At 57.8% G+C, this 13,519-nt stretch carries 13 protein-coding genes and 2 pseudogenes; 4 read left to right on the forward strand and 11 right to left on the reverse strand.

Going from position 1 to position 13,519, the window contains the following annotated elements:
- Nucleotides 1-31: 31 nt before the first annotated feature.
- The 3 genes from BK662_RS20190 to BK662_RS20200 all read right to left on the reverse strand — a co-directional run bounded on the left by BK662_RS20190 (nt 32) and on the right by BK662_RS20200 (nt 2,991).
- Nucleotides 32-928 carry an alpha/beta fold hydrolase gene (locus BK662_RS20190; RefSeq protein WP_123359525.1) on the reverse strand — a complete coding sequence of 299 codons (897 nt, stop codon included), beginning with the start codon at nt 926-928 and terminating at the stop codon, nt 32-34.
- 111 nt (nt 929-1,039) lie between these two features.
- On the reverse strand, nt 1,040-1,828 hold the full coding sequence (locus BK662_RS20195; RefSeq protein WP_123359526.1) for an SDR family NAD(P)-dependent oxidoreductase: 789 nt from the start codon (nt 1,826-1,828) through the stop codon (nt 1,040-1,042).
- A gap of 68 nt (nt 1,829-1,896) precedes the next feature.
- Complete coding sequence (locus BK662_RS20200) at nt 1,897-2,991, reverse strand: alkene reductase (RefSeq protein WP_123359929.1); 1,095 nt, start codon at nt 2,989-2,991, stop codon at nt 1,897-1,899.
- Nucleotides 2,992-3,212: 221 nt separating this feature from the next.
- On the opposite strand from BK662_RS20200, the gene BK662_RS20205 reads away from it, so the two are divergent.
- Complete coding sequence (locus tag BK662_RS20205) at nt 3,213-3,791, forward strand: TetR/AcrR family transcriptional regulator (protein WP_123359527.1); 579 nt, start codon at nt 3,213-3,215, stop codon at nt 3,789-3,791.
- 132 nt (nt 3,792-3,923) lie between these two features.
- Here the strand turns inward: BK662_RS20205 and BK662_RS20210 are convergent, their stop codons facing one another.
- Genes BK662_RS20210 through BK662_RS20220 form a run of 3 tightly spaced genes read right to left on the reverse strand, consistent with a single transcriptional unit; the run spans nt 3,924 to nt 6,299 of the window.
- Nucleotides 3,924-4,820 (reverse strand): alpha/beta fold hydrolase, encoded by an 897-nt coding sequence (locus BK662_RS20210; RefSeq protein WP_123359528.1) that lies wholly within the window; start codon nt 4,818-4,820, stop codon nt 3,924-3,926.
- A 12-nt stretch (nt 4,821-4,832) separates the two neighbouring features.
- Nucleotides 4,833-5,834, reverse strand: coding sequence for an NADP-dependent oxidoreductase (locus tag BK662_RS20215; protein WP_123359529.1), 1,002 nt, complete (start codon nt 5,832-5,834; stop codon nt 4,833-4,835).
- Nucleotides 5,835-5,843: 9 nt separating this feature from the next.
- The gene (locus BK662_RS20220) at nt 5,844-6,299 is read right to left on the reverse strand and encodes a DUF2147 domain-containing protein (RefSeq protein WP_123359530.1); all 456 of its coding nucleotides are present in this window, start codon (nt 6,297-6,299) and stop codon (nt 5,844-5,846) included.
- Between the two features lie 195 nt (nt 6,300-6,494).
- Between BK662_RS20220 and BK662_RS20225 the strand changes: the two genes are divergently transcribed.
- Nucleotides 6,495-7,178: a TetR/AcrR family transcriptional regulator gene (locus tag BK662_RS20225; RefSeq protein WP_123359531.1), complete on the forward strand. Its 684-nt coding sequence runs from the start codon at nt 6,495-6,497 to the stop codon at nt 7,176-7,178.
- A gap of 153 nt (nt 7,179-7,331) precedes the next feature.
- Here BK662_RS20225 and BK662_RS20230 read toward each other — a convergent pair whose 3' ends face one another.
- From BK662_RS20230 to BK662_RS20245, 4 genes are read right to left on the reverse strand one after another with little or no spacing between them, the layout of a single operon-like run.
- A complete protein-coding gene (locus tag BK662_RS20230; RefSeq protein WP_123359532.1) occupies nt 7,332-9,038 on the reverse strand; it encodes a GMC oxidoreductase in 1,707 nt (568 codons plus the stop codon).
- A 56-nt stretch (nt 9,039-9,094) separates the two neighbouring features.
- Nucleotides 9,095-10,555 (reverse strand): class I adenylate-forming enzyme family protein, encoded by a 1,461-nt coding sequence (locus tag BK662_RS20235; protein ID WP_123359533.1) that lies wholly within the window; start codon nt 10,553-10,555, stop codon nt 9,095-9,097.
- Between the two features lie 38 nt (nt 10,556-10,593).
- On the reverse strand, nt 10,594-11,511 hold the full coding sequence (locus BK662_RS20240; RefSeq protein ID WP_123359930.1) for an alpha/beta hydrolase: 918 nt from the start codon (nt 11,509-11,511) through the stop codon (nt 10,594-10,596).
- Between the two features lie 5 nt (nt 11,512-11,516).
- Entirely contained in the window at nt 11,517-12,491 is a 975-nt protein-coding gene (locus tag BK662_RS20245) for an enoyl-CoA hydratase/isomerase family protein (RefSeq protein WP_259695945.1), read from the reverse strand.
- Between the two features lie 196 nt (nt 12,492-12,687).
- Between BK662_RS20245 and BK662_RS35925 the strand changes: the two are divergent.
- Both BK662_RS35925 and BK662_RS35930 read left to right on the forward strand, forming a co-directional pair.
- Nucleotides 12,688-13,146 (forward strand): annotated as a pseudogene (locus BK662_RS35925) (SDR family NAD(P)-dependent oxidoreductase); the annotation flags it as partial.
- A gap of 13 nt (nt 13,147-13,159) precedes the next feature.
- Nucleotides 13,160-13,276 (forward strand): annotated as a pseudogene (locus tag BK662_RS35930) (SDR family NAD(P)-dependent oxidoreductase); the annotation flags it as partial.
- A 50-nt stretch (nt 13,277-13,326) separates the two neighbouring features.
- Here the strand turns inward: BK662_RS35930 and BK662_RS35515 are convergent.
- The gene (locus tag BK662_RS35515; RefSeq protein ID WP_259695946.1) at nt 13,327-13,452 is read right to left on the reverse strand and encodes a hypothetical protein; all 126 of its coding nucleotides are present in this window, start codon (nt 13,450-13,452) and stop codon (nt 13,327-13,329) included.
- Between the last annotated feature and the right edge of the window lie 67 nt (nt 13,453-13,519).

Below are 13,519 nucleotides of genomic sequence, written 5' to 3' on the forward strand. Positions count from 1 at the left end.
CAAGGCACCTACGCCTCGCGTATCCGAAAAACTAGTGCGGGTCAGGTAACTTTTTTTCAGGATGTCCGGGATCGAGAAAAGCTAGCGCCTTCGCCACGAAATTGGCGTGATTCTGGAAAATCGCACCATGTCCGGCATCTTCGTAAATGATCAGTTGCGAGTTCGGGATGCGGCGCGCCATATCAGTAGAGTTCACTGTCGGCACCATGATGTCGTTATCACCATTGGCGATCAGTACCGGGATCTGGATACTGCCGAGATCCTGGGGTGCCTGCCGCCCCCACGCTTTGATCGCCTTCAACTGTCGCGAGAAGGCACTTGGCGTGGGTCCCTTGTCCCGATCCGTTTTGCGCTCCTTCAGTCGCTTCAAGAAGGCCTTCGCGGCTTGGCGACCATTGGCCGAGGCTGTGAAGAACAGATAGAACTTCGGATCCCGTAGCGTCAGTAAGCCCTTGATCATCAATGGCCACGACACCGACCCTACCTTGTCAATGTCTTTGCCGCCCGCCGGCCCGGTACCGGCCAAAATGAGCTTGCACACCAAGTCGGGTGCTTTCAGCACGATGTCCTGTGCCACGAATCCGCCAAGGGAAAAACCGATTAGATCGACCTTCTCCAAGCCCAGCCCGTGAATCAGGGCTATCGCATCCCGCGCCATTTCATCAATGGTCAGGGGCGCTGTTCCTCCCGATGCGCCGATGCCCCGGTAGTCAGTGGCGATGACGCGATGCTTGCTGGCAAGACCATCGATGATCCGCGGGTCGAAGTTGTCCAATACCGCGCCCCAATGGTTAAGAAGAATCAGCGGCACTCCGCTGCGAGGCCCCAGATCACGGTAGGCAAACACAGTCCCTGCGACATTGATCGAGCGGTTTACGGCAGTTACATAGGACGTACCCGATCCAAGGTAATTGTCGGAATGGGTCATTGTTTACTCCGTGCGTCTGGTGTGGACCGGGAGTCCTGAGATGGGGAGATCCCGGTCTGCTTCATGTTGATTGAAAGTGATGACGCCCCTACCTCTGCGTCGCCGGAATACTTACGAGGGCGTGCGATACCGCTCTGCCACATGCGCTTGTCTAATGTCTGAAATGAGCGCTTGTCGCGCGGCATCCAGGGCCGTCCAGTGACTTGCGTCGTGCAGTGGCGGGATGGTCACAAGCTCACGCCGATCGAAGCCCGCCAGCGCGGCATCCACCAGCTCACCCACCTCCATCAGTTCCGGCAGCGCGTTGATGTCGATGCCCGCACGCCCCCAAATCTCGGTGCGGGTTCCGGCAGGAAGTACGGCCTGGACATAGACACCCTTGGGCGTGAGTTCCAGACTCAGTCCCTGGGAGAGGAACAACACAAAGGCCTTGGTGGCGCCATAGACCGACATGCCGAATTCCGGCGCCAAGCCAACCACTGAGCCGATATTGACGATCGCGCCTTCACCGGCCTGCGCAAGCCGAGGGGCGATTGCGCTGGCGAGTCGCACCAACGAGGTTGTGTTGAGCGCGACGAGTCGAGCGACATCGTCGGTCGTCTGCTCGATGAAGCTGCCAGACTGGGCTGCCCCGGCGTTGTTAATGAGGATGCCGATTCGCGAATCATCGCGCAGGCGCGTCTCGACGACGGCCAAGTCGCTGGGCCTGGTGAGATCGGCCTGGAGGATATCGACAGCGACGCTGTTTTCCTCGCGCAGGCGAGCCGCAAGTGCCTCCAGCCTCACTTTGTCGCGGGCAACCAGCACGAGATCGTGGCCGCGACGTGCGAAGCGCTCGGCGTAGGTAGCGCCGATGCCGGAGGAAGCGCCGGTAATGAGGACTGCGGGATGGGTAGTCATGTATTTGCTCTCTTGATCAGGTGAACACATGTAGGGCATGCAACGTACAAATCGACACCGCGCCAGTGTTACAGGGCGCTGGCGTCAGCGAGGGCCGGATAGTCGATGTATCCCGCAGCACCACCGCCGAAAAGCGTGGTCGGATCGAACGCCGCCAACGGCGCTGCGGTCTTCAGACGTTCCACCAGATCCGGGTTAGCAATGAACGGGCGCCCGAACGCGAAGAGGTCTGCCTTGCCTTCGGTGAGTCGGGAAGTAGCGAGATCCAGGTCATAGCCATTGTTGGCGATGTAGGTGTTCCTGAATCGCCGACGCAGGGATTCAAAGTCGAACGGTGCGACCTCGCGCGGCCCGCCGGTCGCGCCCTCGACGACATGGAGATAGACGATGCCCAAGGCATCGAGCTGGTCGACGATGTAGTCGAACTGCCCCTGTGGATCGCTGCTCGAGACACCATTGGTGGGCGAAACCGGCGAGATACGAATACCGGTGCGCTCGGCGCCGATCTCGCCCACCACTGCTGCCGTCACCTCCAGCAGCAGCCGCGCGCGATTTTCGATAGACCCGCCGTAGGCATCGGTGCGTACGTTGGCACCGTCCTTGACGAACTGGTCCAGCAGATAGCCATTGGCGCCGTGGATCTCGACGCCATCGAAGCCTGCGGCGATGGCGTTTGCCGCGGCCTGGCGGAAATCGTTGACGATCCCGGGCAGTTCGTCGAGCTCCAGCGCCCGAGGCTCGGAAACGTCGACAAAGCTGTTGTTGACGAACGTCTTGGTTGCGGCTCGAATGGCCGAGGGCGCCACCGGAGCGGCGCCGTTCTCCTGCAGATCAACATGCGAAACTCGCCCGACGTGCCACAACTGCAGGAAAATTTTCCCGCTCTTCGCATGGACGGCATCGGTGACCTCACGCCAACCGTCGATCTGCGCTTGCGAGTAGATGCCGGGCGTATCCTGGTAGCCCTGCCCCTGCTGCGAAATCTGTGTGGCCTCGGAAATCTGCAGACCGGCCGACGCCCGCTGGCTGTAATACGTTGCAGCGAACTCGCTTGGAACGAAGCCCGCGCCGGCGCGGTTGCGCGTCAGCGGCGCCAGGACCACCCGATTGGAGAGCGTCAGGGAGCCGAGGGTGTAGGGCTCAAATAAAGTTTCTTCGGTCATATTTTGTTTCTCCCACGTTGACTGATGATCGTTGTTGCGAGTGCGCATCACCATACGATCGGCGCTTTCAGGCGGGCGTCGCTCATGGCCTGAGCCCTTCCAAAAGTTAGCGAGCCGTTATGATGATGATCATAATCTTAATCGTCAATAACTTTGATGATGATTGACATCAATGTATATTGGTCGCCTGACAGTCAGCAGATTCAAAGAGGCATGTGGGTATGAGGGTCACCAAAGCGCAGGCACAGGCGAATCGGGCGCACATCGTCGAGACGGCCTCCGCCCTGTTTCGTGAACGCGGTTATGACGGTGTGGGGGTGGCGGAACTGATGGCCGCTGCCGGGTTCACCCATGGCGGGTTCTACAAGCACTTTCGCTCCAAAGCCGATTTGATGGCTGAAGCAGCGGCGAGCGGGCTTTCGCAGAGCCTGGTCAATAGCGCAGGCCTCGACGCCACCGAGTTCGTCAATCTTTACATGTCACGAGATCACCGTGATGGCCGCAGCGTTGGCTGCACGATGGCGGCCCTCTGCGGGGACGCTGCGCGTCAATCGGAGGAGGTCAAGGCAACGTTTGCTGACGGGATCGAAAGCATGCTGGCAGTCCTTGAGCCTGAGGACTCGCTGGACGACGTGGATCCGCACACAGTGCGAGCACAGATGATCGACATGCTTGCCCATGTGGTCGGCGCAGTCGTGCTGTCGCGGGCTTGTCCGGATGATTCCCCGCTGGCGGATGAGATTCTGGAGGTCTGCCGCGAAAAAATTCTCGCGACACTGTCACCGTCGCAGGCCACGTAGTCGTTGTCTCAGCGGTCCTCCCGAGAAGTGGCTGCGTGCCCATGGGGTGGAGCCATTCGCAGCCGGCGTCGCTGAGCGTTATCCGCTATCAACAGGGCGTGGCAGACATCGACATCGATGCACGGGAGGTTTTCAGCAAGATTGCAAGGGATGGCTTGCCAAAAATGCGGCGACTCGCTCAATGACCTCGTCCGGCCGGGAATCAGAGAAAAAATGTCCGCCCACTATCGCAGAAGCCTCCATCACCGTGCAGCGATCTACCCAAGTGGCGGGTAAATCATAGTGCTTGGCCATCGCACCTGAGGCGCCATAGAGGATCAGCGCGGGCGCGGTGATACGTCGTCCGGAGTCTGACAAATCGTCCTCCAGATCCACAGTGAGCGTGGCGCGATAGTCGTTGCAAAACCCAGCGATCGTCGCCGGATCACGCCAGGCTTTCCGATACGCCGCCAGTTGGTCAGCATCAAAATCTTCCAGCCCTGCGGCGCCCCAGCCGAAAAGGCAGCTCTCGAAAAAGAAATCGGGATCTGCCTCAATCATCCGCTCCGGGAAGGGTTCGGGCTGAGAAAGGAAAAACCAGTGCCAGTAACTGTGGGCTACGTCCTTGCGCAGATCTGTCAGCATCACAGCCGTAGGAACGATGTCCATCAGCGTGACGCTCGCCACCTTCTCTGGATAATCCAGCGTCATCCGGTATGCAGTGCGCGCGCCACGGTCGTGTCCAACAAGATGGAACCGTTCATGCCCGAGCACACGCATCAGTCCGACCTGATCCGCGGCCATGGCGCGAAATCCGTAATTTGACAGATCCGCTTGAAGCGGCGGCTTATCCGATGCGCCATACCCACGCAAATCAGCACAGACAACCCGATAGCCACGCGCGACCAGCCCAGGCGCGATACGTGCCCAGAGCGCCATGGTCTGCGGAAAGCCGTGGAGCATCAGGATGGGTTCGCCTTTACCCGCTGCAACACAGGCAATTTCCACATCGCCTACGGTAATTTGCTGCGTTTCGAAGTTTTCGAACATGGGGTCGTCTCGTTATTTTACCTTGACGATGACCTTGCCTTTTGCCCGACCGGTTTCAACATAGGCCAAGGCATCCGGGGTCAACTCGAACGGAAAAACCCGGTCCACAACCGGACGTATGACCCGCGAATCGATGAGCGCGGTAAGCTCACGCAATTGGTCGCCGTTGGCTCTCATGTAAAGGAATGAATAGCTGACGCCACGGCGTTTGGCTTTTTTCCTGATCCCGTAACTCAACAGACGCGTGACTAGTTTCAGGAACCCGGACAACCCAGCGCTTTTCGCAAAGTCCACATCCGGTGGTCCAGAGATCGAAATGAGCTTTCCACCCGGCTTTAGGATGCGTAACGACTTCTCGAGAGTCTCTGTGCCCAGGCTGTTCAAGACCACATCGTAGTCGTGCAGGACCTTTTCAAAATCGTCTTTGCGGTAATCGATCACGATATCCGCACCGAGGCGCTTCACCCACTCGACATTCGCCGTGCTCGTGGTCGTCGCTACGGTCGCCCCCAGGTGTTTGGCCAGCTGAATGGCCAGTGTTCCCACACCACCGGAGCCCGCATGAATTAACACCTTTTGACCTTTCTTCAGGTCCGCTTTTTCGACCAGCGCCTGCCAGGCCGTCAAGCCAACCAGAGGGATAGAAGCCGCTTCTTCCATGGTGAGATCTTTCGGCTTGATCGCCAGCGAGCCTTGATTGATCGCAATGAATTCGGCGAATGCACCAATTCGATTGTCATCGGGCCGTGCATAGACCTCATCACCCGCCTTGAATTGCAGCACTCCTGAGCCGACCCGTACGACAACCCCGGCCAAATCATTCCCCAGAATAAGTGGCATGCGATAAGGCAAAATCATTTTGAACTCACCGTCCCTGATTTTTAAATCCAGAGGGTTTACACCGGCAGCATGGATCTGGACTAAAACATCATCCTTGCCCAATTCAGGTTCTGGCATTTCGGTCGCCCGTAACGCAACCTTTTTTCCATAGCGATCGATAATGAATGCTTTCATCGTGCTTCCTTATTCCTGGCGTACCCAGGTCTGTGAACGCCCCAGCAGCGGCGTGCCAATGTAGCCGCGCACGCTGAGCTTTTTGCCGTTGTCGGTCAGGTGGACTTTACTGCTATAGACCTTACCGTTATCCGGATCGAGGATTTGGCCATCGGTGTATTCTTCGCCATCCTTTCGCAAACCGGTCAGAATGGTCAGGCCTACAATCGGCACATTTTTGTTCACGCCTTCACATTTCTCGCACTTCGGACTCTGATCTTCTTTGGGGGTGGGAAACGCTTTTTCGATAATGCCCTTAAGAGTGCCATTGGATTCGGTGATTCGAATCAACGCCCTCGGCTTGCCACTGACATCGTCGATGTTTTGCCACAGGCCAATCGGCGAATTGTCGTCTGCCCACAGTGCCGATGATATGACTGCTGCTGCCAGGGTGAGTCCGAAGACACCTGCTTTGAGCGTACGCATTGTCTGAATCCTCATGATTGAGCGAATTTTCTTGTCGGCTTGATGCCATTTTCAGTGTATGAAATTGGCCCTGTGGCTCACGCTATCGGATTGCGCTTGCTGTGTTCAGATCGCTTTCTGAGCAAGCTTCCAGTCGCGCCAGCCATATAACGCTGTTATTTGATAAACATAACGCCGTTATGGCAGTATTGCAACATGACCACTGATAACTCACTCCCTAATGCCCCCACCCGCCTCGTCGAGGCAACCATCCGTGTGCTTGCGACTAACGGCCCGTCCGAAGTCAAGGCCCGTTCGGTAGCGAGCGAAGCCGGCCTGTCGACGATGGGGGTTTATACACACTTCGGCGGAGTGCCGGAACTTCTACAAGCAGTCGCTGACGAGGGATTCAAGCGGTTGGCTGCAGTCTTCAAGCGTGTGCCAATCACGGATGATCCGATAACCGACTTATGTGCGATGCTCCTGGCTTGCCGAGACCTTGCACGAAGCAATCCCCATCTGTACGACTTAATGTTTGGTCTTTCGATTGACGGCAGATATAGCCCCTCACGAGGTACCATGAAAGCGATTGCAGATGGGCAATCGGAAGCCTTCAAGGCGACATACGCGATTCTGATCAACGCGTGCGCTCGCTTGGTTGATGCCAAATGCGTTCGCAAAATCGATCCTGCTCTCATCGCGCCACAGCTGTGGAGTGCCGCGCACGGATTCATCATGCTCGAACTCGCTGGCCACTTCTCAGGCATGGAAAATCCTGCTTCGCAGATCCTGGTAGCGACGTGTAACAACATTGTTGTCGGCTTGGGAGCGAAGCGCGAAAAAGTGGAATCTTCCACTGCTGGCGTAATTGCCGGGCAGGCAACTCCGTTAAAACCTTGAAAAAACCGCGCAACCATGCGGTAACGCGGAGCGAACAGTATTTCAGTTCAAGTACGCAGCCACTCGGCATGTTCAGAGGTTGGGTCAACCGGTTCGCTCATGCAGAGAAGGAACCGGTCATGACAGATGCTCGTATGTTTTGCGGCTCAATGCTCATATGTGCAGCAGGATAGGGATCTGTATCGAGGCCACGCGCTGATTATCAGGATGGCTGAGCACGCCACTGGACGGTTTCGTAGCTACCGCCTCACCTCGCTCATGAACACCTTCGTTATTGCGGGCCTGTGGAATCTGCGCCATTGCGTACTCGGCGAGTGCCGTGATGGTCAGCGCAGGATTAACCCCAGGATTTGCAGGCATCGCAGCGCCGTCACACACCAACATGTTTTGGTAACCAAAAACGTGTAGGTTCTGATCAATCACGCCGCTTTTGGCATTGGCGCCGATCACGGCACCGCCCAGCACATGGGCTGTTGTCGGAATGTTGCCCAGCGCTTCCAGTACGTTGCTCTGGGCAATACCGCCGGTGTGCCTGGCCAACCATTGAACCGCCTGGTTACCCATCTCGATGTAAGTCGGATTTGGCTTGTCGCGATTCTGCTCGGTGACGAGGCGGTAGCCGCGACCCAGCCAACGCTTGCGGGGGCGAAGTGCGATCGCATTGTCCAATGTCTGCATCACTAACAGCATTACCATGCGTCGGCTCCAGCCCCATGGCCATAGCGACTTGAGCCATCGCGCTGGGTGCAACACGATATTCCCCAGCCACTTCAGCGGCCGCGTCACGCGGTTACCCTTACCGACCAGCAGCGTGCAAAGCAAACTGAGGAAGTCGGCGTTGCGACCGTAGGTGAGAAACTCGATGTGGGTATCCTGATCGACATGCACACTGCTGCTGGCGGTAACATCGTTCCAGGTCTTGCGGTCCTCGGGCAGGCGCACGTTCAGAACCGATTCGCTGTTGGTGCGCACCAGTTCACCAAGGCGATCGCTGACCCGGGGCAACGAGCCGCCGTGCTTGCAGTTGGCCAATAATTCGTTGGTACCGAGAGCCCCGCCGGCGAAGATCACTCCACGGGCGGTGTAAGTATGGCGATCACGGGTGAACCAGGCGCCGGGGCGCTGGGCGGTCACACGGTAGCCGTCACTACCATCGGCTGCCCCGAGTGGGCTCACATCAACGACCTCGCGCTCTGCCAATATCTGCACGCCGCGTTTCTCTGCGAACCACAGGTAGTTTTTCACCAGCGAGTTCACGGCACCGACGCGGCATCCCACCATGCAGGCGCCGCAACGTATACACCCGGTACGGTCAGGCCCTTCCCCGCCGAAATAGGGGTCTTTGACGGTTTTGCCCGGTTCGCCAAAGAACACTCCGGTGGGTGCTCGAGTGAATGTGTCTTCGGTTCCGAAGTGTTGCGCCATCTCCCGGGCCAGGTGCTGGTTCGTCGAGTCGAATGGCACCGTCTTTACCCCAAGCATGCGTTCGGCCGTATCGTAGTGAGGCTGCAATAGCCTGTCCCAGTGGCCGAGCTCCCGCCACTGCACGTTTTCAAAGAACTCTGGCTTGGCACGGTACAACACACCGCCATACACGGTACTGCCGCCACCGACACCCGACTGGCTGGGAAAAAAGACATGGCGAAACAGCGACATGCGCATGATGCCCTTCAAACCCAATGCGGGTGCCCACAGATACTTGTTGAACTGCCAGGCCGACTTGGGAAGGTCTTCGTCGCGATAGCGACGGCCGCGCTCGAGTACCCCGACGCGATAGCCTTTCTCCACAAGGCGCAGCGCCGAGACGCTGCCGCCAAATCCCGATCCGATCACCAGCCAGTCGAAGTCTGCGTTTTTCATGATGTGTCCCCTTCTACGTGCTGATTGCTTTGCGCCTAAAGTCCATCAGGTACCTGTCAATCGACATATTCGGTCCACATCTTCCGCAGCCTCAGCTTGTCGACTTTGCCCACGGCATTCTTTGGCAGTCTGTCGATGATGTTGATTGTGGAAGGTCTTTTGTAACGCGTCAGCCGGTCAGTGCAGTGCTCGCTCAAGTCCTCCTGGGTACCGGCGAATCCCGCACGAAACGCGACGTAGGCCATCACAATTTCGCCGAAGGTCTCGTGGGGAACACCGATCGCTGCTGCTTCGAGAACGCCTGGAAATTCGAACAACACATCTTCGATCTCCTTGGGATAGATGTTCTCTCCACCACGAATGATCATCTCTTTAAGGCGCCCGACGATGGCCAGATAACCGTCTTCGTCGATCCGGCCAATGTCGCCGGTGTGCAGCCAGCCATCGACGATGGTCTTCGCTGTTTCCTCGGGCTTCCCAAGGTAACCACGCATGACGTTAGGACCTTGAACCAGCACCTCGCCAGTGGCGCCCTGCGGCAAATGCACACCGCTCGGGTCGGCGATTGCAATGCGTTGCCCGATGAAGGGCAACCCGACCGTACCGACCTTGCGTAGGCCGTCGAAGGGGTTGATGGTCGAAGCGCACGTGCCTTCGGACAGGCCATATCCCTCAAGCAGCGGAAAACCGAAGCGAGCTTCAAATTTTTTCAGTAGTTCCGCCGATGCAGGCGCCGCGCCGCAGATGCCATACCGAAGACTGGAGGTATAAGGTTTTACCTCGCGAGGTAACGCGTTAAGTATTGCGTAGATGGTTGGCACTGCAGAGAAGTACGTGGGTCGAAGCCACTCGACATCCTCAAAAAACGTGTCGACGTTGAAACGCTTGCGAATCGAAACCCGACCACCGCTTGATAGCGGGACGAGCGTGCTCACCACAATGCCGTTTACGTGAAAGAGTGGAAGTATCAATAAACAGTGGTCTGCTGCCGTGACCTTGAGTGAGTTTCGCCCCATTTCCGACATGGCCTCAATATTGGCGTGATCGAGCATCACGCCCTTCGGCAGGCCGGTAGTGCCACTGGTGTAGATCAACAGTGCCAGTGCGCCAGGCTCTTCAAAGGGTACGCCGGTGTAGGACGCCCCCGTTTCCAGAGTGGCGACAGGCAGGGACTGCAGATTCGGGACTATGACTTCGCCGCTGACGTTGATGAGCAGCTTCGCCCCCGAATCAACCAGTTGATGAGTGGCTTCCTTGCTGGTCAGCCCAGGATTGATCGGCGTGACCGCCGCCCCCAGACGCCAGGCGGCGAACATCGCCACCACAAACTCCACCTGGTTGGGCAACATGATCGCAACGACGTCTCCAACGCCCACCCCCCTGTCCACGAATACTCCCGCTGCCGCGAGGACTCTGGAATGGAACTGCCGGTTAGTCAGGTTGCTGCTGTCGTCAGCGATGCACAGACCCTCAGGCTCTGTCACCGCGCGCAAATCTGAAAGTTTGGAAAAGCACATTATTGTTGTTCTCTCTGAAAGTGACGGAAACGCTTGAATCAATTGGCTGAAGAGCCGAGTAGATATTTCGTCAGAAATTGAGTCTGATCCTTCACCAGTTCTTCGAACGCGTCGCCCATGTAGAACTCGAAATGCCCCGCCGCGTAGAGTTTGGTTTCTCCATGTGGCGCCTTGCGCACCAAGGCGATCGTCTGTTCCGGTGGTGTGACGGTGTCAGTGGTGCTGACGCAAAACAGGATGGGGAGCTTCACCTTGGAGGCAGAGCGTCCGGGTCGATAAGCCATGATTTCCGGGAGCACCCGTGCGGCGACGTGATTGACGAACACCATCCCCTTCGGCACCAAGGCCAGATAACCCGGCAGGGCGTCATGCGCATTCATCAAGGCTGGCTGACCGGGAGCGGCAGCGATTGGCACCATCACGGGCGGGCGACCCAGTAGCTTGGCCGCAAAATCACGCAAGAGCACCGGGGATACCTGCAGCGATCCCTTCACACCCAGTGCGGCGGCGGAGGCCAGACCGTCGGTAAAGGGGCACTGACTGATGGCAGCCAGTAACTCGGGATGCCGACTGGCCACGGTGATCGCATGCCCTCCCCCAAACGAGCTTCCCCATACTGCAACCCGGCGCCCATCGACATCCGCGCAGCCTTTGACGAAGCCCAGCGCTGCATCCCAGTCAGCCAGTTGCCGCTTCACAGACATCAACTGTCTGGGCCGACCACCGCTGTCTCCGAAATAACGGTAGGTGAAGGCCAATGTAGCGATTCCCGCAGCGGCGAATCGTTCGGAAAAGGCGTCCAGGCGCATCTCGCGAACCGCACCCAGTCCGTGTCCGAGCACTACAATCGGCGGTTTCTCTACGCCAACCGGCAGGTAGAGCCAGGCCGAACAGTAGGTCTCGCCCGAGTCAAAGCGAATATCCTGGCGAGTGAATGGGTAGGTAAGCGGTGACATTTGATTCATTTCCTCCCTCCCCCGTTTTGCAGGGGTAAAGAGCCTTGCTCAAGGGTTTGCTCGAAAATGGCCGGGTTGTAGAACGGCACGTTGCCGTCCCGATCGGTGCGCTCAAGGTATTCAACCATGAGCGATTGCGCAGTCTCGGTCGGCGAGACCTTGATGAATTCGGTACGCTCCATATGCAGCCCCTCGTCGAGGGTGGCTGACCCGCCGAAGTACACGGCTCGCTTGACTGCCTCAATCGCCCCTTTGGGTCGGGAACCCAGATACCCGGCCAGCTCGATGGCTCGATCAAGCAGCGCATCTGGAGCAACCACTTCGTCGATGTATCCTATTTCGAGCGCCTTCTGTGGTGACACCGGACGACCGTCAAGCATCAGCATCAGCGCGCGATGGGCGCCGACCAGTCGTGGTAATCGCTGAGTGCCTCCGCCACCAGGAAGGATTCCAAGTAGAACCTCGGGCTGCCCGATGAAAAAATCGCCATCCGCCATCAGGCGGACGTCACACGCTAACGCGAGCTCGCTGCCAAGTCCCAGCGCAGATCCATTCAGCGCGGCGACGAAAATGACGCCACTGCGACTCATCCGTAAAAAAGTGTCGTGCAGCTTGTCGAGTTGCATCCCGCCATCCAGCGGTGTCAGGGACGCAGCTGCCGCCAATGGCGCAATACCGCGAACGGTCTTGGCGGTTCGAGCGATCGCCGAGGCCATACTGCGCCCGACCGACGGGATACTCTTTCCACCTTCCTGCAGCCAACGAACGTCTGCATGACCGATGAAACGCTCAGGATGAGTTCCGGTGAGCACCACCGCTTTTACCGCGGTATCGGACTCCAGCTTGTCCAATAGCCCCGCAAGCTCATTGGCCATGTCCAACCCCATCAACCCGTGTGGACCTCCATCCAGCCGCGCAACCAACACAGAGCCACGGGACTCCATATCAAGGCATTCAGGCGGCGTATGCATCTTCGTCATCTCTTGGATCCTCCGGTGACAAACGTAAGGAGCAAGCGCTCCCATCAGTATTTCCACCTTCTGACCAGTCATCAGATCAGCCGGAGAGATGGATAACACTGTTATTGCAAAACATAACACCGTTATATTACTCTCGCAATATGCACTGACCTGTACACAAAACCTGAATGCTCAGCTCCTGAAGGGAACCTCTGAAATGAAACCGCACATCACTGTGGTACAGAGCAATCAAACAGGCAGAAATCCGACTGAATCCCTTCTTCCTGAATGGAGACCAGCCATCTTCGTCACAGGCGCGGCTTCGGGAATCGGTCGCGCCTGCGCTGAGTTGTTTGCGCGGCGCGGTTGGTTCGTGGGGCTATACGATATCGATTCAGAGGGTGTCGCTGCGGTCGCCGCGATCCTGGGAGAGGGCAACGCCGTCTCCGGTGCGCTCGACGTGAACGATCCCGAAGCATGGAAGCAAGCGCTTATGGATTTCTGGGCACATAGCGGCCAGCGGCTTGATGTGTTGCTCAATAACGCTGGGATTCTCGCTGCCGGTCAATTTGAAGCCGTACCGTTGACCAGACATCAAGCAATGCTTGACGTGAACGTTTCGGGAATGATCACCGGCTGTCACAGCGCTTTCCGGTACCTGCGAGGCACGCCCTGCTCTCATGTCATCAATGGCCTCCGCCACCGCAATCTACGGCCAGCCCGAACTTGCAACCTACTCGGCGAGCAAGTTCACCGTGCGCGGATTCACCGAAGGACTCGACCTCGAATGGGGAAAGTTCGGCATTCGCGTGAGCGATATCTGGCCGAGCTTCGTAAAGACCGCAATGGCTGATGACTACGGTCGTATCCCCAGCGCCAGATCGCTGGGTATTCGGCTCACGTCGCACGACGTCGCATCGACCGTGTGGGCTTGCGCGACGTCGAAACGACGAATCCACAAGACCCACTGGACAGTCGGCATGCAAGCCGGATTCTTCTCGTTCGCTACACGTCTCGCGCCTGCGGCTCTGACCCGCTGGGTCGTCCAA

This window comes from Pseudomonas frederiksbergensis, from assembly GCF_003732275.1.
In the GTDB taxonomy this organism is placed as follows: domain Bacteria; phylum Pseudomonadota; class Gammaproteobacteria; order Pseudomonadales; family Pseudomonadaceae; genus Aquipseudomonas; species Aquipseudomonas frederiksbergensis_H.

Coding starts and splice junctions, on each gene's coding strand:
- BK662_RS20190 (WP_123359525.1), bottom strand. CDS start 928: ATGACCCATTCCGACAATTACCTTGGATCGGGTACGTCCTATGTAACT.
- BK662_RS20195 (WP_123359526.1), bottom strand. CDS start 1,828: ATGACTACCCATCCCGCAGTCCTCATTACCGGCGCTTCCTCCGGCATC.
- BK662_RS20200 (WP_123359929.1), bottom strand. CDS start 2,991: ATGACCGAAGAAACTTTATTTGAGCCCTACACCCTCGGCTCCCTGACG.
- BK662_RS20205 (WP_123359527.1), top strand. CDS start 3,213: ATGAGGGTCACCAAAGCGCAGGCACAGGCGAATCGGGCGCACATCGTC.
- BK662_RS20210 (WP_123359528.1), bottom strand. CDS start 4,820: ATGTTCGAAAACTTCGAAACGCAGCAAATTACCGTAGGCGATGTGGAA.
- BK662_RS20215 (WP_123359529.1), bottom strand. CDS start 5,834: ATGAAAGCATTCATTATCGATCGCTATGGAAAAAAGGTTGCGTTACGG.
- BK662_RS20220 (WP_123359530.1), bottom strand. CDS start 6,299: ATGCGTACGCTCAAAGCAGGTGTCTTCGGACTCACCCTGGCAGCAGCA.
- BK662_RS20225 (WP_123359531.1), top strand. CDS start 6,495: ATGACCACTGATAACTCACTCCCTAATGCCCCCACCCGCCTCGTCGAG.
- BK662_RS20230 (WP_123359532.1), bottom strand. CDS start 9,038: ATGAAAAACGCAGACTTCGACTGGCTGGTGATCGGATCGGGATTTGGC.
- BK662_RS20235 (WP_123359533.1), bottom strand. CDS start 10,555: ATGTGCTTTTCCAAACTTTCAGATTTGCGCGCGGTGACAGAGCCTGAG.
- BK662_RS20240 (WP_123359930.1), bottom strand. CDS start 11,511: ATGTCACCGCTTACCTACCCATTCACTCGCCAGGATATTCGCTTTGAC.
- BK662_RS20245 (WP_259695945.1), bottom strand. CDS start 12,491: ATGACGAAGATGCATACGCCGCCTGAATGCCTTGATATGGAGTCCCGT.
- BK662_RS35515 (WP_259695946.1), bottom strand. CDS start 13,452: ATGCCGACTGTCCAGTGGGTCTTGTGGATTCGTCGTTTCGACGTCGCG.